The organism is Collinsella sp. CM84Y_54, assembly GCF_036317945.1.
Classification (GTDB): Bacteria; Actinomycetota; Coriobacteriia; order Coriobacteriales; family Coriobacteriaceae; genus Collinsella.
On the sequence record NZ_JAWQCX010000003.1, the window covers coordinates 365,765 to 388,889 of the forward strand.

Below are 23,125 nucleotides of genomic sequence, written 5' to 3' on the forward strand. Positions count from 1 at the left end.
AAACCACTACAAGGGAACAGGCACTTTTGTGGTGGTTCTGGCGCCGTTGCCATTATGGCGGCGGCGCTTTTTTTGTCCCTGCGGCGCGGTAGAGTATAGTCGGTTGAAATTTGCGTCCATCGAGGAGCTGCCATGAATGAGATCAGGTGCCCGCATTGTGGCGAAGTTTTTAAGGTCGATGCGTCCGGCTATGCGGATATCGTCAAGCAAGTACGCGATGCCGAGTTTTCGCGCGATCTGGATGAGCGTGTGAGGGCAGTCCAGCGCGAGGGCGAGCAGGCGCTGGAGCTTGAGCGCTCGCGTTCGACGGCTGCTTTGCAGGAGGCAGAGTCTCAGCGCAACGCTCAGCTCGTTGAGCAGAAGAACGCGGCGGCTCAGCAGCTGGCACAAGAGGTCGCCAAGCGCGATGCCGAGCTTGCCGAGTTGCGCGCCAAGCTCGAGGGCGCTGTCGCAGAGCGCGAGAGCGCAAGTCAGCGTGCGGCGGTTGAGGCCCGTGCCGATGCTCAGAAGGAGAATGCCGAGCTTCAGCGCGAGATCGACAATTTGCGTGCGCAGCTGGGACGCAAAGATGACGAAGCCAAGCTTGCCGAGTCGGCGGCGCGCAACGCTGCTCAAAACGACTTAGCTGCACGTGATGCTCAGATTGCCAAGCTGCAGGCCAGGCTTGCAGCGGCTGACAAGGCCCAGGAGATGGCGCTTGCCGCTGCCGCGGCAGAGTCGCAGCGTGAGCTCGATGCCGCTCGCAGCGAGGCCGAGCGCGTGCTTGCTGACTACCGCGCGACGGTACAAGAGAAGTTTTCCGCTGCAAAGGCTCAGTCCGAGCAAGAGGCCGAGGGCCTGCGTGCCCAACTGCGCGAGCAGGAACTGATGGCAAAAATGAACCTGTCAGAGGCGGTCGCCGCGGCGGAACGAGAGCGCGATGAGGCACGTGCCAAGCTGACGAGCGAGCTAGCGGTGCGCGATTCTCGCGAGGAGCAAGCCAAGGCGGCACACGAGCTCGAGCTTGCGCAGGCCAAGCGCGCGAGCGATGATCTGATTCGCTACAAGGATGAAGAGATTGAGCGCCTTAAGGACATGAAGGTCCGCCTGTCCACCAAGATGGTGGGCGAGTCGCTCGAGCAGCACTGCGAGACCGAGTTTAACCGTCTGCGCATGACGGCATTTCCTAACGCGTACTTCGAGAAGGATAACGATGCGTCCGAGGGCACCAAGGGCGACTTTATCTTCCGCGAGTGCGACGCGAGCGGCAACGAGGTCATTTCGATTATGTTCGAGATGAAAAACGAGAACGATGAGACCGCGACCAAACATAAAAACGAGGACTTCTTTAAGAAACTCGATCACGATCGTCGCCAAAAGGGCTGTGAGTACGCGGTGCTCTGCACGCTGCTCGAGCCCGAGAGCGAGCTCTATAATGCAGGGATAGTCGACGTGAGCTATCGCTACGAGAAGATGTACGTGATCCGTCCGCAGTTCTTCATTCCCATGATTACGCTTCTTCGCAACGCCGCCATGGGTTCGCTGCGCTATAAGCAGGAACTGGCGGAGTACAAGCAGCAGAACATCGACGTTACGAACTTCGAAGCCAAGATGGAAAAGTTCAAGAATGATTTCGGCCGCAACTACGAGATTGCGAGTCGCAAGTTCCAAACGGCAATCGATGAGATCGACAAGACGATTAGCCATCTGCAGAAAACCAAGGAGGCATTGCTGTCCTCCGAGAACAACCTGCGCCTAGCCAACAAGAAGGCCGACGATCTTACCATTCGCAAGCTCACGTGGGGCAACAAGACCATGAAGGCGGCGTTTGACGAGGCGCGCGGGGCTGCGCCAGAGACAAACGATGAGCCCGCCGAGGCGGATTCGTATGAGGTCGAGGATGCCGAGTAAGGCATAGCGTATAGTGCAAAAGCGGGGCCGTTGGCAATATTGCGAACGGCCCCGCTTCGTTTTGTTCCAGTATGTTCGGCTAGCCCTCGAGCAGGTCCTCGATAAAGCCGACGCGGTAGTTTTTGAAGATGACCTCGCCGCCGTCTTGCGTGGCGTCCAGATCGACATCGCCCATGATGCCAAAGTCGTGGTCGCCATCCTCGTCGGCAAAGATCTGGTGCACGTGCCACACGTGTGCGGTCTTCTCATCGGATTCGTCGATGGAAAACATCGCGGCGCTGCGGGCATCTCCGTCGGTGAGGATCTCCTCGTGCTGCTCATGGTAGGCGTCGAGCGCCTTTTGCCAGCGGATCTCGCTCATGCCCCAGTCGTCGTCGAGCTCGCCCAGGTCGCGAACGTGCTCGCGGGCGGCAAGGGTCACGCGGCGGAAGAGTGCGTTGCGAACCAACAGCGTGCAGCCTCGGCGGTCCGCCACGACCTCGTTGATGCCTTGTGGCGGCGCGGCATCGAGGGCTGCCGGGTTGCCGGCGTTCTCCCACTCGTCCACCAGGCTCGAGTCCACCGAGCGCACCACAAAGCCCAGCCACGAGATAATGTCGCGCAGGCGCTCGTCGCGCTTCTCGATGGGTACGGTGCGGTCGAGAGAACGGTAGGCCTCTGCCAGGTAGCGCAGCAAAATGCCCTCGGAGCGAGCGATGCCGAGCTTTTGAATGTAGCCCTTAAAATCGCTCGCGCTTTCTAACATATCGCGCAGAACGCTCTTGGGAGAGAGCTGGTAGTCGTTTGCCCAGGGTACTTCCTGGCAGTACTTGTCAAAAGCGGCGTCGAGCAAATCCTCGAGCGGCTTTTCGTACGTGACGTCCTGAATGCGCTCCAAGCGCTCCTCATATTCGATGCCGTCGGCCTTCATCTCGGCCATGGCGCGATCGCGTGCGGCACGCTCCTGTGCGCGCAGCACCTGTTTGGGATCCTCGAGCGTTGCCTCGACCATTGAGATTAGATCCATGGTATAGGTCTCGCTCTCGGGATCGAGCAGCTCCAGCGCGGCAAGCAGGAACGGCGAGAGCGGCTGATCGAGCGCGAAGTCCTCGGGCAGATCGACCGTCAGCGCATAGTCGATGTCTGGTGCAGCGTCAGCTGGGGCGTCAGGCGCGGGTGGCACCTCGGTGCGGACGACGACGCCGGAATCGATGAGTGTGGCGAAGATTTCGTCGGCGCGAACCTCGAGCTTAGCCTTTTCCTCGGGAGTCTGTAGGCTCGTCTCGATGAGGTTGTGTACGCGGGCTCGGGCATCGCCGCCCTGCTCGACCACGCTAATCACCATGGAGTGCGTGATGCGCAGGCGCGGCTTGAGTGTCTCGGGCTGCGTCTCGATCAGGCGCTCAAAGGTCTGCTTGTTCCAGGTGACAAAGCCCTCGGGGGCCTTTTTCTTTTTAATCTTACGGAGTTTTTTGGGGTCGTCGCCCGCTTTGGCCATAAGCTTGGCATTCTCGATCTCGTGCTCGGGCGCCTCGGCAATCACCATACCCTCGGTATCGAAGCCCGAGCGGCCGGCGCGACCGGCAATCTGATGGAACTCGCGGGCGCGCAGACGACGCATCTTGTAGCCATCGAACTTGGTGAGCGCGGTGAGCACCACAGTGTGGATGGGTACGTTAATGCCGACGCCGAGTGTGTCGGTGCCGCAAATGACGGGCAGCAGGCCCTGCTGCGCCAGGCGCTCGACCAGGAGGCGATAGCGCGGCAGCATGCCGGCGTGGTGCACGCCGACGCCGCAGCCGAGCAAGCGCTTGAGGATCTTGCCGAAGGCCGTCGAGAAGCTCGTGCCTTTGGCAGCTTCCTTAATGGCCTCGCGCTGTTCCTTGCTAGCGATGCCAAAATTGGCGAGCGACTGTGCCGTCGCAAGGGCGGCATCCTGGCTAAAGTGCACGATATAGAGTGGGGCCTCGCCACGGCGCATGGCGAGCTCGACCGTGCCCTCGAGGGAGGTCGTCACATAGTCGTAGCTCAGCGGAACAGGACGCGGGGCGTCGACAACCAGGTCGCAAGCAGCGCCGGTGTGCTCCTCGAGTGAGGCTGCGATGGCAGTGACATCGCCGAGCGTGGCGCTCATGAGCATAAACTGCGTGTGGGGCAGGGTGAGCAGCGGTACCTGCCAGGCCCAGCCGCGGTCGGGGTCGGCAAAGTAGTGGAACTCGTCCATGGCCACGCAGCCCACGTCGGCGCCCTCGCCCTCGCGCAGTGCATCGTTGGCAAGGATTTCGGCCGTGCAGCAGATGACGGGCGCCTTGGTATTGATATGCGTATCGCCGGTGATCATGCCGACGTTATCGCGGCCGAGCACCTGTACCAGATCGAAGAACTTTTCGCTGACCAAAGCCTTGATAGGGGCCGTGTAATAACAGCGCTTGCCCTGCGCCATGCCCATAAAGAGCATGCCCAGCGCGACGAGCGATTTACCCGATCCGGTCGGTGTGCCCAAAATGACGTGATCACCGGCAGCCAGGTCCATGAGGGCCTCTTCTTGGTGATCCCACAGTTCAATGCCGCGATCGCCCGTCCATTCAAAGAAGCGCTCGAAGGCTTGATCGGGCGTGAGCCATGGTTCGGGCTCGCTGCCGTCCTCGGGCTCCCACCAGGTGGGGGAGAGCGCGCCGAGCGAGCCAAACTCGGCTTCGGTTCCCGTGCCGCCCGAGAATGAGCTGGCGCCGCCGGCGCCGGAGACGGTGCTGGCGGCGGTATCTGTCGTGGTCTGTGCCATGTGTTTGCTTTCTCTCGCGATTGTCCGCCAACTATTATGGCGTAGCGGCGGCGTGGGGCGCCAGCGCGCGAGAAAATGCAGGAAATGGGCGCGTGAAGTTAGTGCTCTTGCGGCAGGCGCTTCTTGCCTTTGCGGGCGCGGTTTCTAAAGTTCTCGACGGCTTCTTCCATGCCCAGAGGTACATAGGTGAGCTCATCGAGGTTATCGGGCAGGTAGCAGGCGAGGCTCTGCTCCTGCGCGCGGCCCGCCGCGAGCTGTTCATCGCTGGGCTGCACACCGGGTGTGGCGCAAATGCCATAGACGGCGGCGCCCATCTCGCGCGTGCGGCATTCATATTCGGTCTCGGGATGCTCGGGATGGTCGCGGCGGACGTCGTCACTTACCCAAAGTGTGTCGTAGCCTGCCGCGGCAAACTGCCCCAGGGCGTAGTCGCGCAATGGCTTGCTGTCGGTTCGCAGTGTGACGGTGGCGCCGGCTGCAAGGAGCGGGCGGTAGAGCATCAAATGGTCGACATGGACGAGTCGTTTTTTTGCGTACTTGGCCTTGGGCTGCGGCGTGGGAAAGTTGATGGTGATGGCATCGAGCTCGCCTGCGACAAACAGCCGTGGCAGCGATGCGGCGTCTTGGGGCAGGACGAGTGCGTTGGATAGCCCCTGTTCGCAGATTTTCTGCGCGGCATAGGCGATGCAGATGGGCTCCTGGTCCATACCGATAAAGAGGGTGTCGGGCTCGCGGTGGGCGCGCTCGACCAGATAGGTTCCCTTGCCACAGCCAAGATCCAGGTGAAGGTGTTCGAAGGGCTTGCTGCCAGCTGGCGCGCAAGCCTCGCGCCAATCTCCGGCATAAGCCTCGGGGTTCGTCTCAATCGCATCGGCGTAGCGCTCCAGGCGCTCCTCGAGCACAAAGTTCTTAGGCGTGCGAACGTGGACGGCTCCCATGAGGCTCCTTGGTCATAAGTGTGGAACGCATGGTTGCACGTTCCGTCAATGGGTTGAAAAAAGGGTGGGCATAGTTTGCCCGAAAGATGCGATGCGGCTCGAAGGCGAGTCGTCGGTGCCTACAGACGCTTGAGAATCACATAGCGGTTGAGCTCGCCGCTGCGACCGTCGGCATGGAAGCGCTCAAGCTCGCGCACGGGGACCTCGCCGCTCTTGTAGAACGTACGGACGCCGCGCACCAGGTCGGTGATCTGCTGATCGTCAAAGTGATGGCAATAGCGGTAGGCGTGGCGGTCGTTTTGCCAGCCGATGAGGTGGTCGCCGGCTTCAAACTGCGCTGAATCGTAACCCTCAAACGGCGGGGTGAGCTCGGCGCGGGCCTCGGCTCGAACGGCCTTGCGCGCCATGCGCTCGTCGTTCATGAACTCCCAAAAGCTGATGGCGATGATGCCGCCTGGGCGCGTCTGCCGCACCAGGGCGTCGAGCACGCGCACGCGGTACTCGCATGACGGTACGTGGTGCATAAAGCCAAAGCAGACCGAGATGTCGGCGAGTGGGGCGTCGAAAAGCACGTCGGGCGTCTCGGCGGGGTTGAGCTTCATGAGAGCGTCGAGCACGTCGAGTTCCTGGAAGTGCAGGTTGGGAATGCGCAGGGCGTGGCCGCGTGCATCGATAGCCAAATCCTGACACGAGTCGACACCATAGAACTCAAACGGGCAGCTGGCATCCGCCGAGGGGTTTGCGCCGTCGACGCCCTTGGCGGCAAGTGCGCCGCCGGCGGCAAAGTTCTCGAATCGCATATTGCCGCAGGCAAGATCGAAGACGCGGACGGGATGCTCGATCGTGGCGACGTCGAGCTGCCCGAGTGCGATATCCATGGTGCGCACCCAGCCGGGCCACGGGGCCTGGCGCGTATCGGAGAAGGAGGCGGAGTGCTCGCGATAGAACGTATTGTTGAGCTGGATGAGCGATGAGGCGAAATCGCGGTTCACGGCGCGGAACTCCCTCCGTTGGCGGTGCGGAATTAACAGTACGACCATACTACCGTTAACGCTGCAACGGGGACAACCAAGCTACGGGTCATTGCTTTGTTTGGACACATTTCCGCAGCTCATATGCACCCGCAACCGCCGGTTGTCAAAAATCTCACTAGAATAGGTGGCATGCTTTTGGCGGTGGCGGATACATTTTTAACTGTGCAAGGCGCCTTAAGAACAAAAACGGTCCGGCGGCACGGCTGGCATCACATAGGAGGAACCATGAATGTAGAAACTGCGCAGCGGCTCGCCGACCTTCGTCGCAGCAAGGGTTTTAGCCAAGAAGGGCTTGCACGAAAGCTGGGACTGTCGCGCCAGGCGGTCAGTAAATGGGAGCGTGCGGAGAGCTCGCCCGATACCGAGAATCTGATCTCGCTTGCCAAACTCTATGGCGTGAGTTTGGACGAGCTCCTCAATCCGAGCGATGAGATCGAGGACGATATCGAGTTTGAGAACGAGGACCGCGCCCGTCAGCGCGAGGCCGAGGCGGCGGAGCGCGCCCGCACCCATGAGGCGGCGGCACGCGCCACGGAGGCAGCTACGCAGGCAAGTGATGCCGCGGCCAAGGCGGCGCAGGCGGCAAGCTGGAGTGCGCAGGCCGCCAATGCCGCTACGGCGCAGGCGACGAGTGGCACCGCGGTTGGCTCGACTCCGGTGAAGGGCCCGTTCCAGTCGTTCCCGTATTGGGCCGTGTGCTGGCTGCTGTTCTTTTTGCTGATGTTCCTGTTTGGCGCCGGCCCCTTTGCCGCGCTGATCTTCTTTACGATTCCCATCTATCACTGGGTGGCGCGTGCGCTCGATGGTGATTGGGCGCGCGGGGATATCCAGGTTGGTCCGGCGCCGGCGGTCGCTAGGACTAAGGGGGAGGACGTTTCCACAGCGGTTGACGCTGACATGGCTGCCGCGACCACCGCTGAGTCGAGCGCCAAAGAAGGTGATGAATGATGAAGCTCTCGCATGAGTCTAAGAGGCGCTTGGGCATTGGCATCGGAGCGTTTGTGCTCATCATCGGGCTTGTCGTCGGCACTTCGCGGACTTTGATTCATTTTGATGGACCGTGGAATCTCAACGATGTTGTATCCGGCTTGTCTGGTATGGACGATGCGTTTGACGAGGACGATGTTTTTGATGACGGTATTTACTCCGCTCAGTCTCAAAAGCTTTCGAGTGAAACCTTCGATGCCGACTCATTCCAGTCCCTTGACCTGGATGTGACGTCGGGTACGGTCGATATTAAGTACGTTTCCGATGGACCGGTGCGTGTCATCGAGAGTGGTCGCGTTGCAAAAGGAGTAACTGCTTACGATGCTGCCACGCAAAATCTGGCCGAGATTAGGGGCTCTACGCTCAGGATTAACCAGTTCGACTGCGATGACGAGCGTGCGCTTGACCGTACGGTCACCATCGAGCTGCCGCGCGAGCTTGCCGATAACATGATGGACATTTCGGCGAATGTGGGGTCGGGGGATCTGACGATTACGGACATTGCGTGCCACGACTTCGATTTGACGTTGGACTCGGGAGACGTCGAGTTTACGGGTACCGTGACCGATACCCTGAATGCCGAGGTCGGTTCGGGCGATGTGACGTTCGAGCTCTACCAGGCCCCCGCGAAGTCGATGGACGTGAGCGTGGGCTCGGGCGATGTGGAGATGACGGTTCCGAACTCGACGGGCTTTAAGGCGAGCCTCACCTTGGGCGGCGGCGACTTCGAGAGCGATTTCCTTCCGCTTGGCTACGACGGCGAGACCGTTTTGAATCTTGAATTCGATAACGGCGATAAGTCTGCCACGTATCGTTTTGAGGTCGGTTCGGGCGACATGTCGTTTGATTCGGAGTAGTGAGGCAGACGAAAGCCTAGGCGAAGATATAGACGCGCTGTTTGATGAAGGCGCCGAAGCCGAGATTGGCTTCGGCGCCTTTGCCTTTACAATGGGGGCATGGAACAGATTATCTTGAACATACTCGAGGCTCTGCGTCGCGGCGAGACCGTGGACGACAAAGCGCTCGTCAAACTGATACATGCCGAGGCACGCCGTGAGGGTGCCGACAAGCGCGATCTGGCCAAGCGTCGCCTGCTGCCGTTTTACCAGCGGGTGAAGCGCGAGGAGCCGGCTCGTTGGACGGTATGGAATGTCGACGCCGAGCTAGAGCGTCAACTGCTGCAGGTGCTACGCATGAAGCCTCGTCGCACGGCTTCGGGCGTAGCGACCATTACCGTCATCACCAAGCCGTGGCCGTGCTCGGGCGATTGCCTGTTTTGCCCCAACGATCTGCGCATGCCCAAAAGCTATCTGCACGCCGAGCCGGCGTGCGCCCGTGCAGAGCAAAACTGCTTCGATCCATATCTGCAGGTGAGCGCCCGTTTGACGGCGCTTTCGCAGATGGGGCATGCGACCGATAAGATAGAGCTCATCGTGCTCGGTGGCACCTGGAGCGACTATCCGCAAGGGTATCAGGCATGGTTTATGTCGGAGCTTTTCCGTGCGCTCAATGACGATGCCGTCGCCGGCGTGGCGGCAAACCCCATGTTGGCGCGTCCGGGCATCAGTCGTGCCGAGGCGGGGCGCCTGCTCGATGACGCTCCCGCCGATGCCCTGCCGCCGGTGGTAGCGGAGCGTCGCGAGCGCTATCGGGCAGCCGGCATTGCGACAGACGAGGTCGAGCTTGCTGCCGGCGTTGCCGACGACCAGTGGCGTGTGGATGCTGCCGTGGGCGGCTACAACCGTGCGGTGCGTCGTCTGTACGGCCCCGGTACGCCGTGGGGCGAAGTCACCGAGTGGCAGACGGCAACGATGGAGGAGCTTGAACGTCAACAGCGCATCAACGAGACGGCGAAGCATCGCGTGGTGGGGCTCGTTATCGAGACGCGTCCCGATGCCGTAACGCCGCAGGCCCTCACGCTCATCCGCCGCCTGGGCTGCACCAAGATTCAGATGGGTATCCAGAGCCTCGACCAGCACCTGCTCGATATCAACGAGCGTCGCATTTCGGTGACGCAGATCGAGCGGGCGTTTTCGCTTGCGCGCCTGTTTGGCTTTAAGATCCATGCGCATTTTATGCTTAACCTGCTGGGCGCCACGCCCGAGGGGGACAAGCGCGACTACGAGCGCTTTATGACCGAAGGGGCCTTTATGCCCGACGAGGTCAAGGTCTACCCGTGTGCGCTCATCGAGGGCTCGCGTCTGGTGGGCTGCTATGAGCGTGGCGAGTGGCGCCCCTATACCGAGGATGAGCTGCTCGATGTGCTGACCGATGACATCGTGGTGACGCCGGCGTTCTGCCGCATCAGCCGCATGATTCGCGACTTTAGCTCCGACGACATCATGGTGGGCAACAAGAAACCCAACCTGCGCCAGCTCGTTGAGAACCGCCTGGCTGCTCGGGGGGAAGGCGCGACGGTGCGCGAGATTCGCTATCGCGAGATCAGTACGGCGGGTGCCGACTTGGGTGAGCTGTCCCTTGATGAGGTCGCGTACGAGACGCCGGTGACGAGCGAGCGTTTTTTGCAATGGGTGACGCCCGAGGGCAAGATTGTTGGTTTTTTGCGCCTGTCTCTGCCCGTTCGCGCTTTTGTTGCCGCGCATGCGGACGAGTTGCCGACGACGCCGGACGAGGCGATGATCCGCGAGGTGCACGTGTATGGCATGGCGGCGCGCGTGGGGGATCAAGGCCAGGCGGCCCAGCACCATGGGTTGGGGCGTCTGCTCGTAGAGCGTGCGTGCGAGATTGCCCGGGATGCGGGTTATACGCGCATCAACGTGATCAGCGCGATTGGTACGCGCGAGTACTATCGCCATTTGGGTTTTTATGACCATGGCCTTTATCTGCAAAAGGAGCTCTAGATGAACAAGCCGAGTGTTTCTGCCGGCGTCGTTGCCGGCGTTGCTCTGGGGGCCGCGGCGCTTGGTGCGGCCGCCGTCGCTGTTCGTGCTGCCTGTCTGCAGGTTGCGCGAACCCGCAATGGGTTGGCGCGTGTGAAACGCGTGCACGATGAGGGCGGCGATGAAGTCCGCGTATTGGTGCAAGGCGGTGTCTACCAAAGTGCGAGTTACGTTGGCGAGCGCTGGGCGGAGCCCGTCTTTGCGTACTATCGCGCGTTTGACGACGTGTTTGAGGCCGAGGATGCGATGCGCGACGTTTATGGTCACGGTATCAGCCGTATGCTCATGCTGGGCGGCGGCGGGTTTGCCTATCCCAAGTTCGCGCTGATGTCGCACGAGAGCTTGCGCATGGACGTCATTGAGTACGATGCCGAGATTACGCGCCTGGCGCGCCGCTGGTTCTACCTAGACGAGCTGGAGCGCGCGGCGGGCGACCGCTTGCGGGTGATTACCGCTGAGGCTCGCTCGTATCTGGGCGTGACGAGCGTGGGCCATCGTCGCTACGACGTGGTCGTGAGCGATTGCTTTGGCGGCGCCGAACCCGTACGCGAGCTGGCGACGGTTGGGGCGTTGCGTTTAGTGCGAGGCAGCCTAAATGCCGGTGGCGTCTACGTTGCCAATATCGTGAGCGCAAACGAGGGGAGCGATGTGACGTTCCTGCGCGACTGCGCCGCCACGGCACTCGAGGTGTTCGCCCACGCCTGGGTGGTCCCATGTGGCGATACGGAGTTCGGCGGCGAGGAAAACTACCTGCTCATCGCCAGCGACGGCGACTATGCCTTTGCCGAAGCTGTGCCCTTCGACACCGACTTCCTCGGCGCTGCTCTCCACGACTAGCGCGTCTCCCTGCGACCAGTCTGTTTGTGGTGGGGCTCTTTTAGCTACTTCATGGTCATGCCCAAAGTAGCTCAACAAGCCCCGTCCCAAAAAGGACTGGTCTTAGGCGTGGTCGCCCCAGCCGAGAACGCGCTGCTTCATGCCCTCTATGTCGAGCACGCCTTCGGCAAAGCCCTTGCGCACGAGCTCCTCGGGAACGTACTCGTCGTAGCGATCAAAATAAGGCACCTCGCCGGGATAGACGAGCTCGATGGGATCAAAGTCCTTCTCGGCCTCGGCGGCGAGCACCCCAAAGAACGTCTCCTCGTCGGCCTTCATCTTAAATTGCATAAAGTACGGGCGCGACGGGTCGAGTCCGCGAAGGCCCAGCTCCGCGGCACATTTAATCTTGAGCATGCGCTCGAGGGCCAAAAAGGCGTAGCTGCCCAGCCAGGGGAAGAGCACCCAGGTGTCGCCACCCAGGTTAATGAGCGGCTTGGTTCCCGCGCCCGAAATCTCGGCCGTATGGCGAGCCTGCGCCAAGCGGGCCCGCGCGTTACCCATAAGGTACGGATACGCGGCATGTTCGTTGAGCGCTTTACGCATGCGCTCGAGCACATGCGTGTTGATGTCGCCGGGGCAATCGCCAAAGTAAGCCGGCACACGGCCCTTGACCTGAGTGGCAAAGACGGTATGACGCTTCCAGTCCACTTCCTCGACAATCCAGCAGTGTCCGGCGATGGCGATGCGCTCGCCGGGCGGTGGGGGATTGACGATCGTGCCCAACTCGGCCGACTCGCTGCGAACGGTGAACTCCTCGTTTTCCTGGAACACGGCGTAGAACTTAAAGTTGTTAATGATGCGTTCGCCCGCGAGGCCCACAATGAGCCCACCGCCCTCGGTGACCTGGATATGGTCGATTTTGATGAGGTGGCGCAGCAACACGCGATAGTCATCGGCCGAGACTCGATGGAAATAACTGAGCGTGAGTACGCGCTGGGCAAGCTCTGCCGGCGTGAGTTCGCCGGTGCTGGCAAGCGTCGACATGGTCTGGTGATAGAGCAGACTGTAGGGGAGTCGATCGAGCTCAGGCGGCTCGACCCACTTTTCCTCGCGATAGAGCTGTACGAGCGCGATGCCCTGCAGGAGCTTCCACGGAATGGTCTCGGGCATCATCGTGCGCGGCTCGGGCTCTTCCTCGCGCATGACAAACCACATCTCGGGCGGAAGATCGCGGCGTCCCGTGCGGCCCATACGCTGCAAAAAGGAGCTGACGGTAAACGGCGCATCGATCTGGAACGCACGTTCCAGACGGCCGATATCGATGCCGAGTTCCAGCGTGGAGGTGGTGACGGTTGTCTGCGCCTGCTCCTCATCGCGCATGAGTTCCTCGGCCGTCTCGCGCAGCGATGCCGAAAGATTGCCGTGGTGGATGAGAAAGCGGTCGGGCTCGTGTCGGCTCTCGCAGTAGCTGCGCAGCATGGAGCATACGGCCTCTGCCTCTTCGCGCGAGTTGGCAAAGACCAGGCACTTGCGGCCGCGGGTGTGTTCGAAGATATAGCCCATGCCGGGGTCGGCGTTGTCTGGTGCTGTGTCGGTGGGGTTGAGAAGCGCCTGCTCGGTTGCTCGTGGGATGTCGACTTCGCCCTCGGGGGCCGAGGAAGTTTGGCGGTCCTTGGGAGCGGCCTTGCCCCGTGCCCGCCCACGACGTTGACGGCGCTCCTCTTGTGTGAGCTGTCCGCTGTGACGCATGTCTTGGGCGCCGGCGGGCAGTGCCGCGGATGCCGCCGCCTCGATGCGCTCGCACGCAAGCACTTCGGCCTCTTGAGGACCCGTGCTCTCGAATCCCCGCTGCTGTGCCTGGGGACCCGAGTTGTAGAAGTGCTCCATGGAGATGCGCCACACGTGGCGCGGTTCTTCAAAGCGGGGGATAACGCAGTCGCGCCCCGTTCCCTGTGAGAGGAAGGTACCCGTGCGCTCGGGGTCGCCGATGGTGGCCGAAAGGCCAATGCGGCGAGGCTGCACGCCGGCCATGCGCGAGAGTCGCTCGATAAGGCAGAGCGTCTGCCCGCCACGGTCGCCGCGCATGAGCGAGTGGACCTCATCGATGACCACATAGCGCAGGTCGCAAAACATGCGCGGGATCGCCATATGCTTATGGATCAGGAGCGCTTCGAGTGACTCGGGTGTAATCTGCAAGATGCCGCTCGGTTTTTTGATGAGCTTGGCCTTGTGTGATTGTGAGACATCGCCATGCCAGTGCCAGACGGGGATATCGGCTTCTTCGCAGAGGTCGTTGAGGCGGACGAATTGGTCGTTGATGAGTGCCTTGAGGGGGCCGATGTAGAGGGCGCCCACGCTCGCGGGCGGGTTCTCCCAAAACTCGGTCAGGATGGGAAAGAAGGCTGCCTCGGTTTTGCCGGAAGCCGTGGATGCCGTCAGGAGCACATTATCTTGCGTGTTAAAGATGGCATCAGCTGCTGCAACCTGGATAGAGCGTAGGCTTTCCCAATCGTGGGAGTAGATGAAGTCTTGGATAAACGGAGCATATCGGTCAAAGGCGTTCACGGGGCCTCCCCTCAAATGCGAACCTCTCAACGCGGCTGGCAATGGTTTGCTGCATTGCTGTCTCAGCGTTTGCCCAGATAAAACCTGCCAAAATAAACCTGTCCCTTTTTGGCAGGTTAGATGGTGAATTCGGCGAAGTTACGGTCGCCGCCTGCGGTGCCGGTGTCACCTGTTGCGGCTGCCGGCGCCAGCGTGTCGCCGCCGACGCTTTGCAGCAGCTCGGCCACATTTGCATTGGGGTTCTGACACAGGATATCGAGCAGTTCGATAAAGTCACGAATGACCTCACGGGGCGTTAAGTGCGTATCGGCTCCCACGCGACCGAACTCGATCTTGAGAAAGTCCACCAAGTCGTTCTCGGTAAGCGTGGGCGTCCAACCAAAGTATCCGGCATGGATCTGCATAAGTTTTTCGATCAGCACCAGCAGCTCCTCATAGGTGAGTGGCTGCAGGCGGATGATGGGCGCGAGCATGTCCTTAAGGTCCTCGCGTGCAAAGCGGCCTTGAGCGAGTCGGCTGCGCAGGGCTTCGTAGGAGAACACGCCGCGGCGGCGGTCTTCGATGGAGGTTGGCGTGCCGCCCATGATCATGCCCAGGTGCTGCGCCTTGCCCTGGAGCGTGTCGTTGTACATGGTCAGGATTTTCTCGTAGTTGTACTGGCGCGTGATGGCGTTGGGAATCTTATACAGATTCACGAGTTCGTCGATGAGCACCAACATGCCCTTGTAGCCGCTGCAGACCAAAAAGCGCGCAATGAGCTTAACGTAGTCGTACCAGTCGTCATCGCTGATGATGGTCGAGGAGCCCAGCTCGGCGCGTGCCTCACTCTTGGTGCGGTACTCGCCGCGAATCCATTTGGTCACGCGGCTCATAGCTTCTTCGTCGCCCTCGGATACGGCCGCGCGGTAGCGGCGGAGCATGCGGGCGAAGTCGAAGCCGTGGACCATTTCCTCGAGCGGGGCCAGTTGGGCATTGACGGCAGACTCATCGGCATCGGCACACGAGGCGACCCAGCGATCGAGGATTAGGTTGAGCGCACCGCCCTCGGGGCGCGTTTTAGTCGATATGTTGCGGATGAGCTCACGGTAGGTGGCAAGGCCCTGTCCCTGGCCGCCCTGTAGGCGGCGCTCGGGCGACAGGTCGGCATCGGCGACGACGAATCCCTCGCCCATGGCGTGCGTGCGGATGGTCTGGAGCAAAAAGCTCTTGCCGGCTCCGTAGCGACCGACCAGAAAGCGGAAGCTCGCGCCGCCGTCGGCGATGAGACTCAGGTCGGTGAGCAGGGCGCGGATTTCGACCTCGCGCCCTACGGTGATGTAGGGAAGGCCGATGCGCGGGACCACGCCGCCCTTGAGCGAGTTGAGAATGACGGCGGCGACGCGCTTGGGCACGCGGGGTGCTGCGGATGCGGTATCACTCATAGTCTAGGTATCCTCTCACGTCTGCTTCGTAGTCCTCGATAATTTGCGGTCCTGCCGCGCCAAATTCAATTACGGTGTCACCCACCAGGTCAAAGAGCGCCTCATTGATGCTATCGACGAGCATGTCCTCGCTCTGACCCGACCTCTCCACTGCCGATTCCGTCTGTGCCGTGTCCTGCTCGAGCAGCGCGCGGAGATAGGCGTCTGCGGCAGGCGTGAGTTCGTTCGTGGCGTCAGCGGGCGCAGCAGCTGCGAACACGGGCGTCGGCGCGAGAAGCGGTGCCACGACACCAAACTGTTCGGTGGAAATGGTTGGCTCGTCGGCTTCGTTGCGCTCCGTGGGCGCCGCGATCGGCTCGACCATCACGTCGGCCGCGGGTTCGGTTTCCGGCTTCTCGGAGCCCTCCGTATCGACCTCTGCGAGAACATCGTCCTCGCGCTCCTCATCGATCAAAAGCGCTTCGCGCGTTTGCGCGGCGGCGCTCCGAATGTGTCCCAGCTGGCTCAGATCGATATCGATCTTTATGGGCTGGTGTGCGGCATCCCACGAAAGCCATGCCACGATCTCGTCATCGATGATCTTGGCCAGATATTTGGGGACCTTCTCCTCCTTCAGGGGATGGGTGGGGTCTAGGGCCAGGCGCAGGCGTTGGTCGCAGGCGCGCATCATCTCACCGAGCTTGCTACTTTTTTGTCTGCTGCCATGGATGCGCATGCATTCCCAAAAGCCATTTTGGCAGCGGTAGATGTGAATGGGGTCCAGATGATATTCGCAGTCCTCGTGGCGCTCGGGCGCAAAGAACACGGCCGAGGCAAACATGGTGTAGGGCATGGCCGTCTCCTCCCCAAACAAGCTCGCTACGATGCCAGTCTTTCGGTGCGTGTCATAGTAGCGCGCCATACGGACATACACGGCGCATGCCACGTGGCGCAGGTCGCGATGGTGGCAGCGATCGAGTCTTGAGTTATTGAGGTTATACGTGGAGAGGGCATTGATAGCGGCCATGAGTCGCTCCTCGCCCGCCTCGTCGGGCGGAAGGGGGAGTGTGGGCTCGGAGGTCTTGCGACGCGCAGGCGCCAGGTCTGACGAGGCTGGCACGAACGCAAGGTCTCGCGCTGCGCGCCGCAGCTCGATAAGGGCGTTATCGAACATGACGGTTTTAGAGTCGCGAAGCAGCTTGGGGTCGAGCCCATGGAATACGGCGTAATCCTGCAACCACACGCGTGCAAACCGATCGATGCCGGGCTCGAAGGCGCGATAGGCATCCCAAAAGGCCTTGATTTTATTAAAACCATCGAGTGGGTCATCTACGCCAATGCCGCAGATCAGCTCATAGAGATATAGGAATGCAAAGGACGTAGACGTTTCCTCGACGGTTCCGCGGCGCACTTGGGCGCGCCAAGTAAAATAGCCGCGTAGTTGCCGATCGCTCATGGCGTTGTAGGTGGGAAAGTACGACTTGAATGTGCCGTTGTAGGGGCAGTCGTCCTCAAAGTCGGCCATCAGCAGGCCTTGGCGGTAGAAAAGCTCGGCTTCCGAAAGCCAACGTCCCGCGCCGCCCTTGGGGTCATCCTGCCAGCGCGATATCTCGCGCATCTTGCGGTACTGGTCGGGAAGGAAATTCTGCATCTGACGACCGGTTTTGAGAATCGGCTCGTCAGCATAGACTTCGTTTGAGAAGCGGGCGGACTGATGGGTCCGGGCCTCGGCCATAATGCGCTCGATGAGCATCTTGATGTCCTGGTCGGCCACCGTCTCTCCTCTCCTAACGCAGCTTCGGTGACCTCATATCATAGCACAGCATCAAACAGGTGTTCGAGATACCGCTGCGTAGATAGATTTAGAACAGGAGGGCGTAGATGACGGCTATGACAACGGAGGGGAGCATATTGGCCGTGCGGAAGGTCTGAGGACGGATGAGGTTGACGCCGACGCAGAAGATGAGCATAGAGCCCACGAGCGATAAGCTGTCGAGGGCGGCGGCAGTCATGATGGGGGAGAGCGCGCCGGCAAACAGCGTAATCGATCCCTGGAATACGGCAACGGGCAGGGCGGAGAAGATGCAGCCGCGGCCGAGCGAAGCCGTCATAGTGCAGACGATGATGCAGTCCAGCGCGCCCTTGAGGGCGAGCGTGGACCAGTCGCCGAGCAGGCCGTCTTGGATTGATCCCACGATAGCCATGGCACCGATGCAGACGGTTAGCGATGTCGAGACAAAGGCATTGGTGAACTCGTTGTCTCCCTCGCTGCCGGTTTTGCGCTTGAGCCATTCGCCCAGGGTTTCGATGCCGGCTTCCAGGTTTATGGCCTCGCCGATGAGCGAGCCAAGGGCAAACGAGACGATGAGCATGGTGGTGCCGGTGGTCGCTAGCGTTTTCCCGTCAACGACGAGCATCTTTTGCATGGTGCCACCCAGTCCGATAAACAAAACGCACAGCCCCGATGCCTTCATGAGCGTGTCTTGGATGCGGGGCGTGATAAAACGTCCGCCTATAAGGCCCAGCAGTCCGCCCGCAATCAAAAGTGCGACGTTGATGATCGTTCCCAAACCCGGCATGAGCCCTCCCATATTGACGCCAACCTGGCAATCGTAACAGAACGGGCTGCAGGGTGCGTCACGACTCATCCTATACGTTATATAAGGGGTATTAATGGCGGCATTTGGTGCCCAAGTCTCAGCCCCCCATCACGACATAGGGGCTGAAATCGAAGCGCAGCGTCATGAGCCGCTGCGGGGACTCAATGGCCGCGGCGATGATATCGGCATCTCGAGCTCGGTCAAATCCCTCGAGCTCAATTTGATACGAGACGTCTTCCATTCTATGGAGTATTCGGTTACTCAGGAGATTCTCACCGTCGAATTCCTCGGTTTTGCCTCCGTTCGAGGTTACGGCATACAGGTGCAGTTTTGCGGTGGTCACAGGGTCGGCGACCGTGAGGTTGTCGATTTGGTTGGCGGTGCCCTTTGCCCCAAGCAAGGTGAGCAGGGTGGGGGCTACGACCTCGCCTGATGGCAGAAAAACAACTTCGACGGTTTTAGGGAATGCGATAATGGCTGCTTTGCGGACGGGCCTATCGGCGGCGACGACTTCAATGCTCGCGGCGTCGACGGTTTCCGTGCGGTCGAGCGCGACCATCATGCAACAATTGCCCTCGTCGATGTTCGCCGGCATGGGATACCCCAAGTTTTCGCCAGCTTGCGTGCCGTCGGCATCGGCGGCCGTTTCGCTTGGCTCGCCGTAAGTGGCTGAAGGACCGCTCGATGGCGGTGTTATGTCGCCTGGCGTGCCATTGTCCCCAGGCGCCATTTCACCGCTGTTCTCGCTGGAGTCGCTTGCGATGTCACCTGTCGAGGGAGCGATTCCGACCGCTCCCGCTCCGTTCCATTCCATCTCGAGGAGTGCCGGATCGGCAAAGACGTGATGCGCATCTTGTGTTTGGGTGCTGATATCGACAGGACCGGGGTTTGCCCCTCGCGTCAGGCTGAGCGATCCGGTTCGCTGTTTGCCCCGAGTCTTCTGGCTTTCTGTGTCGCTCGCGTAGAACATCAGAGGGATCTCGCCATTTGCTGTGGCGTCGGTGCCCGCTTTGGTCATTTTCAGCGATGCGGTGAATGAGATAGCGGGCTGCGTGCCATCTGCGCTCGAGGGGACGCAGCCCAGGCATACACCTCCTCCGTCTTCGAAAAATGTGTTGTCGAAGGCGACTGTTGCCCCGTCCGCCGAGTCATCGGACAGGGCGATGTCGAGGCGCAGCTCCACGTCGCAGGAATCGCCATCGGCATCAGTTGCAGCCGCGCGCCATGTGAAGATAGCGCATCCCGTTAGGGGGCCGTCCGCTTCGCGCGAGTGCTCGGTATCCACGACTATCGAGCTATTTGCGCGGCGACGGAGGCACCCCGAGGTCGAAATGCTTGCCTGTGCAAGGGAGAGGCGTTGGCGCACGATGGTGCTCATCTGGTTTGTGGCGAGACAGCTGACGGCAGGTAAGGGGACGTCCACGGCGGGTGTCGCTAGAGCGGCGACGGGCATGCCGGTGGCAAGCGCACTGCAGAGCGCGGCAACGGGCAAAAGATTCTTTGATGCCATGGGTTCTCCCTACCTGTTCTGGACGGTTTCGATTTTCGTGGCTACTGGCTGCGTTTGATGCGCAGGCCAAGGCCGATGGCGCTTGCGCCTGCCGCGGCGATTCCTGCTGCCAGGAACTGTCGCGTGTCGCCCGTTTGCGCTAGGGGCTCGTGTTGGCCGCTGCGTTCGAGCTCCGATAGATCGACAGTCACCTGTGTGGCAGCTTGCGCCTGCTCTTGTTGGGCAAAGGCGGCGATCGGGGCAAACGCTACAACGCTGATGATGACGGCAAGGACCATCGCCTTAGGCCGTGTGCGCACCGGGCTCGACCGTCCACGTAATGCTCGCGACCTGGTCGCCCGTGCCGGTCACATGGAAGATGTCACGCGTGACGCGGGCGACATTGCCGCTCGTCTTGAGCTCAATCTTGTCTGTACCATCGGCGATGCCCTGATAACCCATGTCGAAGAATGCATTTTTGGAAAGGTCGAGGCCCGCTTCCTGCGTTGCGGCATGAGCGTCTTGGAGTGCCTTGTCGGGGCCAACCTTAAAATCGATGGAGTTCTGGGCGGTTCCCGTCTTGGCGTCGGCGACGATGCTCCAGGAGTTCTGGGCGGCAATCTTCATGTTGGTAACGTGGATGCCATAGGCCGAAAGATTGTCAATGGTGATTGCGTCCTTGGAAGCGCCCTGGAGCGTGCCGTCTGCCTTTGCGACAAACGGAATGACGGTCGGAGCCTTAAACGTGATGTTGTCGATTTCGGTCCTGATGGTCACGTCGGTGGTTCCAACGCGTCCCTCCGCCAGGGCGGTGGTCGGCGCGGCGCCCATTGCGAGCGCGAGCGCCAGCCCTGCGCCCACGACGAGCGCCCTGGTCCCACTCAAGTTCCTGGTGATGTCCATAATCGTTCCTTTCTATTCGTCACGGACCGTTTCCGTGATGGTTAGACGAAAGCGGCGCGGGTGCGAATTTTCGCAACAGGCGGCAGGTTTAGTCTTCTGCCTGCGCAACCCGCACCTTGACGCGCGTGGGATTGCCATGGGCGTCGTAGGTCTTGGCGTCGAGTGCCTGGATCTCGATGTACGCCTCGCCTTCTTTGATGTCGCCTGCGGGGCAGGTCTCAACGGTCTTGCCGGTCTCGACCACGCCCGATTCATAGATGGTCTCGTCGTTTTGGATCACGCGGAAACGCTGGGGAAACTTGTTGTCCTGGACGTTTTGCACGTTGACGCGCAGCTTGCCGCCTTTCTGTAGCTGGGCGACCGGTGCGACCGAGATCGTCATCATGTTGTCGCGGACGATGGCATCGAGTTCGTCCTGGATTTCCTGGCGCGACTTACCCTCTGCCGTTGTGACCGAGGTGCCCGTCTCGGCGACGGGCTTTGACTGCCAAGCGTAAAGGCCGACGGCGATAAGGGCGCAGGCGATGGCCAGGCAGATCACGCCGAGCCTTTTTCGATGCTTTGACCCCAGGGGGCTCGACCGCTTCCGTGCGTTCATGCGGCATCCTTAGTGGTATAGACGCGCGCGAACGTGGACGGATCGGCTCCAAAGAGCATGTGGAGCATGAGACGTCGTGAGTAGACAAGCTCCTCGAAGTCGGGAGGGAGCTTGATGTCATGGATGTGGGCGATGTGGTGGGCGAGTGCCAAGAATGACTCGGGATCGCAAATTACGTCGGTGGTGACATGGTAGACCGCCGTATCGGGGAATGCCTCCTCGTCGAAGGGCAGAAGATACGGGTCGTCGTCAACTTCGATAGCGACGCCGTACTGGGGCCAGTAATATGCCATGGGAACCTCCCTGCTTTTGGGCCAAACCTTCTATTGGTTTTGGCTGTCGATGCCGACCGTATCAGCCGTAACTTGACCGATTTCTGACCAAATGCTTGACGGGTTTACATCGCCGCAGGTGAGAGACGCTAAAAAATATCTCAAGTTTTTTCGAGCGCCAATTGTGCGCGTGGCTGCGATGGGAGGGAGCGCGTTAAATAGAGCGTCTGCCGAGAAAACGTCGCCGTTCGCCGAATTGCGCAAACGTAAAATTCGCCAATTATGGAGACGGTCTCAGTCACGTCGACGAAACGATGCGGTAACATCTCCCTGCAAACACTGTAGTTAACTAAAGGGGGAGTTCGCGTGTCTGCAGCCATCAAACCCTTCAGCGACGAGTTCGAAGAATATGGTCGCGATGAATCTCGCACATCGGGCGAGGCGTCGAGTATCTCGTTTCCGACAACGGAGGACGAAGTCCGCGCCATTCTGCGAAAGCTCCATGCCGAGCATGTTCCGATAACGGTCCAGGGCGCTCGAACCGGTCTGGCTGCCGGCGCCGTGCCCCACGGCGGCCATATCCTCAACACTTCTCGTATGGATCGCTACCTGGGTCTTCGCCGCGACGAGCAAGGCCGTTTTCTGCTGCGCGTGGAGCCTGGCGTCGTGCTTTCGGAGTTACGCAAGCAGCTGGGTAAGAAGGCATTGCCGACCGTTGGCTGGGATCAGGCATCGCTTGAGGCCTATGAGGAGTTCCAGGCAGCTCCCGAGCAGTTCTTTCCCACCGATCCCACCGAGGCATCTGCCTGCTTGGGCGGTATGGCGGCGTGCAATGCCTCCGGTGCCCGCAGCTACGCCTATGGTCCCATGCGCCCGCACGTTACGGGGCTTCACGTGGCACTGGCGGACGGCGATTTGCTCGAGCTTCATCGAGGTCGGGCGCACGCTGACGCACGCCACTTGTCGCTCGTGACGGCAGGGGGTCGCGCGCTCGAGCTTGGTCTTCCCGGCTATACCATGCCCAAGACCAAAAACGCGTCGGGTTATTTCGTTTCGGACGATATGGACGCCATCGATCTTTTTATCGGTGCGTGCGGCACACTCGGCGTCATTACCGAGCTCGAGATCGCCTTGCAGGCGGCACCTTCGGTCGTATGGGGCGTGAGCTGCTTTTTCGACAGCGAGGACAAGGCGGTGTCCTTTACCGATTCCGTGCGTCCCGTGCTGTCCCATGCGGCTGCCATCGAATATTTCGACGCGGGCGCCCTGGATATCCTGCGTCGTCAGCGTGAGCAGTCGACCGCGTTCGCCTCGCTGCCGGCGCTCGACAAAGACGCCAAGGTTTGTGTCTACGTGGAGCTTGACTGCGACGACGAGGCCCAGGCGACTGAGGAGCTGTATCACTTGGGGTGGGTACTAGAGCTTGCGGGCGGCAGCGACGATGCGACATGGGTCGCGCGCACCGAGGTCGATCGCGAGTGTCAGCGATTCTTCCGCCATGCGGTGCCCGAGAGCGTCAACATGCTCATCGACGAGCGTCGCCGCACGGATCCCACCATCACCAAACTGGGCTCGGACATGTCGGTGCCCAACGCATGCTTGGCCGACGTCATCGCCCTTTATCGCCGCACGTTGGCCGAAAGTGGGCTTGAATCTGCCGCCTGGGGGCACATCGGTAACAACCATCTGCATGTGAACATTCTGCCGCGCGATGCGCAGGATTACCGTCGCGGCGGAGAGCTCTTTGCCCAGTGGGCTTCCAAGGTCACGGCCATGGGCGGCGCCGTCTCCGCCGAACACGGCGTTGGCAAGATCAAGGCGGGCTTCTTGGAGACGATGTACGGTCACGAGGCCATGGTCGAGTCGGCGCGGCTCAAGCTCCAGCTCGATCCTGCCGGGCAGCTGGGTCGCGATAACCTGTTTTCGGAGAAGCTCTTGGATGAGCTCGTCCAGAAAGGGGGCGCGTGAA

At 60.8% G+C, this 23,125-nt stretch carries 18 protein-coding genes; 6 read left to right on the top strand and 12 right to left on the bottom strand.

The window, feature by feature from the left end; all coding sequences use genetic code 11:
* The first annotated feature begins 132 nt into the window (after positions 1-132).
* Entirely contained in the window at positions 133-1,890 is a 1,758-nt protein-coding gene (locus tag V2391_RS06795) for a DUF2130 domain-containing protein (RefSeq protein ID WP_329738724.1), read from the top strand.
* A gap of 79 nt (positions 1,891-1,969) precedes the next feature.
* Here the strand turns inward: V2391_RS06795 and V2391_RS06800 are convergent, their stop codons facing one another.
* From V2391_RS06800 to V2391_RS06810, 3 genes are all read right to left on the bottom strand, one after another.
* Positions 1,970-4,651, bottom strand: a complete 2,682-nt coding sequence (locus V2391_RS06800) for a DEAD/DEAH box helicase (protein WP_329738725.1) — start codon at positions 4,649-4,651, stop codon at positions 1,970-1,972.
* Between the two features lie 98 nt (positions 4,652-4,749).
* The gene (gene trmB, locus V2391_RS06805) at positions 4,750-5,589 is read right to left on the bottom strand and encodes a tRNA (guanine(46)-N(7))-methyltransferase TrmB (RefSeq protein WP_329738726.1); all 840 of its coding nucleotides are present in this window, start codon (positions 5,587-5,589) and stop codon (positions 4,750-4,752) included.
* A gap of 119 nt (positions 5,590-5,708) precedes the next feature.
* Positions 5,709-6,581, bottom strand: coding sequence for a hypothetical protein (locus V2391_RS06810; protein ID WP_117806642.1), 873 nt, complete (start codon positions 6,579-6,581; stop codon positions 5,709-5,711).
* Positions 6,582-6,848: 267 nt separating this feature from the next.
* On the opposite strand from V2391_RS06810, the gene V2391_RS06815 reads away from it, so the two are divergent.
* From V2391_RS06815 to V2391_RS06830, 4 genes are all read left to right on the top strand, one after another.
* Positions 6,849-7,571, top strand: coding sequence for a helix-turn-helix domain-containing protein (locus tag V2391_RS06815; RefSeq protein WP_117821486.1), 723 nt, complete (start codon positions 6,849-6,851; stop codon positions 7,569-7,571).
* The gene (locus tag V2391_RS06820) at positions 7,571-8,467 is read left to right on the top strand and encodes a DUF4097 family beta strand repeat-containing protein (RefSeq protein WP_329738727.1); all 897 of its coding nucleotides are present in this window, start codon (positions 7,571-7,573) and stop codon (positions 8,465-8,467) included. Before V2391_RS06815 ends, V2391_RS06820 begins: the two co-directional genes overlap by 1 nt.
* A 99-nt stretch (positions 8,468-8,566) precedes the next feature.
* The gene (locus tag V2391_RS06825) at positions 8,567-10,471 is read left to right on the top strand and encodes an elongator complex protein 3 (RefSeq protein WP_329738728.1); all 1,905 of its coding nucleotides are present in this window, start codon (positions 8,567-8,569) and stop codon (positions 10,469-10,471) included.
* Positions 10,472-11,347: a spermidine synthase gene (locus tag V2391_RS06830; RefSeq protein ID WP_329738729.1), complete on the top strand. Its 876-nt coding sequence runs from the start codon at positions 10,472-10,474 to the stop codon at positions 11,345-11,347.
* Between the two features lie 102 nt (positions 11,348-11,449).
* Here V2391_RS06830 and V2391_RS06835 read toward each other — a convergent pair whose 3' ends face one another.
* The 9 genes from V2391_RS06835 to V2391_RS06875 form a co-directional block, all read right to left on the bottom strand.
* A complete protein-coding gene (locus V2391_RS06835; protein WP_329738730.1) occupies positions 11,450-13,894 on the bottom strand; it encodes a DEAD/DEAH box helicase in 2,445 nt (814 codons plus the stop codon).
* A gap of 116 nt (positions 13,895-14,010) precedes the next feature.
* Positions 14,011-15,315, bottom strand: coding sequence for an ATP-binding protein (locus tag V2391_RS06840; protein ID WP_329738731.1), 1,305 nt, complete (start codon positions 15,313-15,315; stop codon positions 14,011-14,013).
* On the bottom strand, positions 15,308-17,068 hold the full coding sequence (locus V2391_RS06845; RefSeq protein ID WP_329738732.1) for a TerB N-terminal domain-containing protein: 1,761 nt from the start codon (positions 17,066-17,068) through the stop codon (positions 15,308-15,310). The genes V2391_RS06840 and V2391_RS06845 overlap by 8 nt, the downstream gene beginning before the upstream one ends.
* A gap of 88 nt (positions 17,069-17,156) precedes the next feature.
* Positions 17,157-17,873, bottom strand: coding sequence for a DUF554 domain-containing protein (locus tag V2391_RS06850; RefSeq protein WP_329738733.1), 717 nt, complete (start codon positions 17,871-17,873; stop codon positions 17,157-17,159).
* Positions 17,874-17,991: 118 nt separating this feature from the next.
* Positions 17,992-19,404, bottom strand: coding sequence for a hypothetical protein (locus tag V2391_RS06855; RefSeq protein ID WP_329738734.1), 1,413 nt, complete (start codon positions 19,402-19,404; stop codon positions 17,992-17,994).
* Positions 19,405-19,445: 41 nt separating this feature from the next.
* Positions 19,446-19,703 carry a hypothetical protein gene (locus V2391_RS06860; protein ID WP_329738735.1) on the bottom strand — a complete coding sequence of 86 codons (258 nt, stop codon included), beginning with the start codon at positions 19,701-19,703 and terminating at the stop codon, positions 19,446-19,448.
* A complete protein-coding gene (locus V2391_RS06865) occupies positions 19,687-20,286 on the bottom strand; it encodes a hypothetical protein (protein ID WP_329738736.1) in 600 nt (199 codons plus the stop codon). Before V2391_RS06865 ends, V2391_RS06860 begins: the two co-directional genes overlap by 17 nt.
* An 88-nt stretch (positions 20,287-20,374) precedes the next feature.
* Positions 20,375-20,884: a hypothetical protein gene (locus V2391_RS06870; protein WP_329738737.1), complete on the bottom strand. Its 510-nt coding sequence runs from the start codon at positions 20,882-20,884 to the stop codon at positions 20,375-20,377.
* The gene (locus tag V2391_RS06875) at positions 20,881-21,177 is read right to left on the bottom strand and encodes a hypothetical protein (RefSeq protein WP_329738738.1); all 297 of its coding nucleotides are present in this window, start codon (positions 21,175-21,177) and stop codon (positions 20,881-20,883) included. Before V2391_RS06875 ends, V2391_RS06870 begins: the two co-directional genes overlap by 4 nt.
* 345 nt (positions 21,178-21,522) lie before the next feature.
* On the opposite strand from V2391_RS06875, the gene V2391_RS06880 reads away from it, so the two are divergent.
* Complete coding sequence (locus V2391_RS06880) at positions 21,523-23,124, top strand: FAD-binding oxidoreductase (RefSeq protein ID WP_329738739.1); 1,602 nt, start codon at positions 21,523-21,525, stop codon at positions 23,122-23,124.
* The last annotated feature ends 1 nt before the right edge of the window (position 23,125 follow it).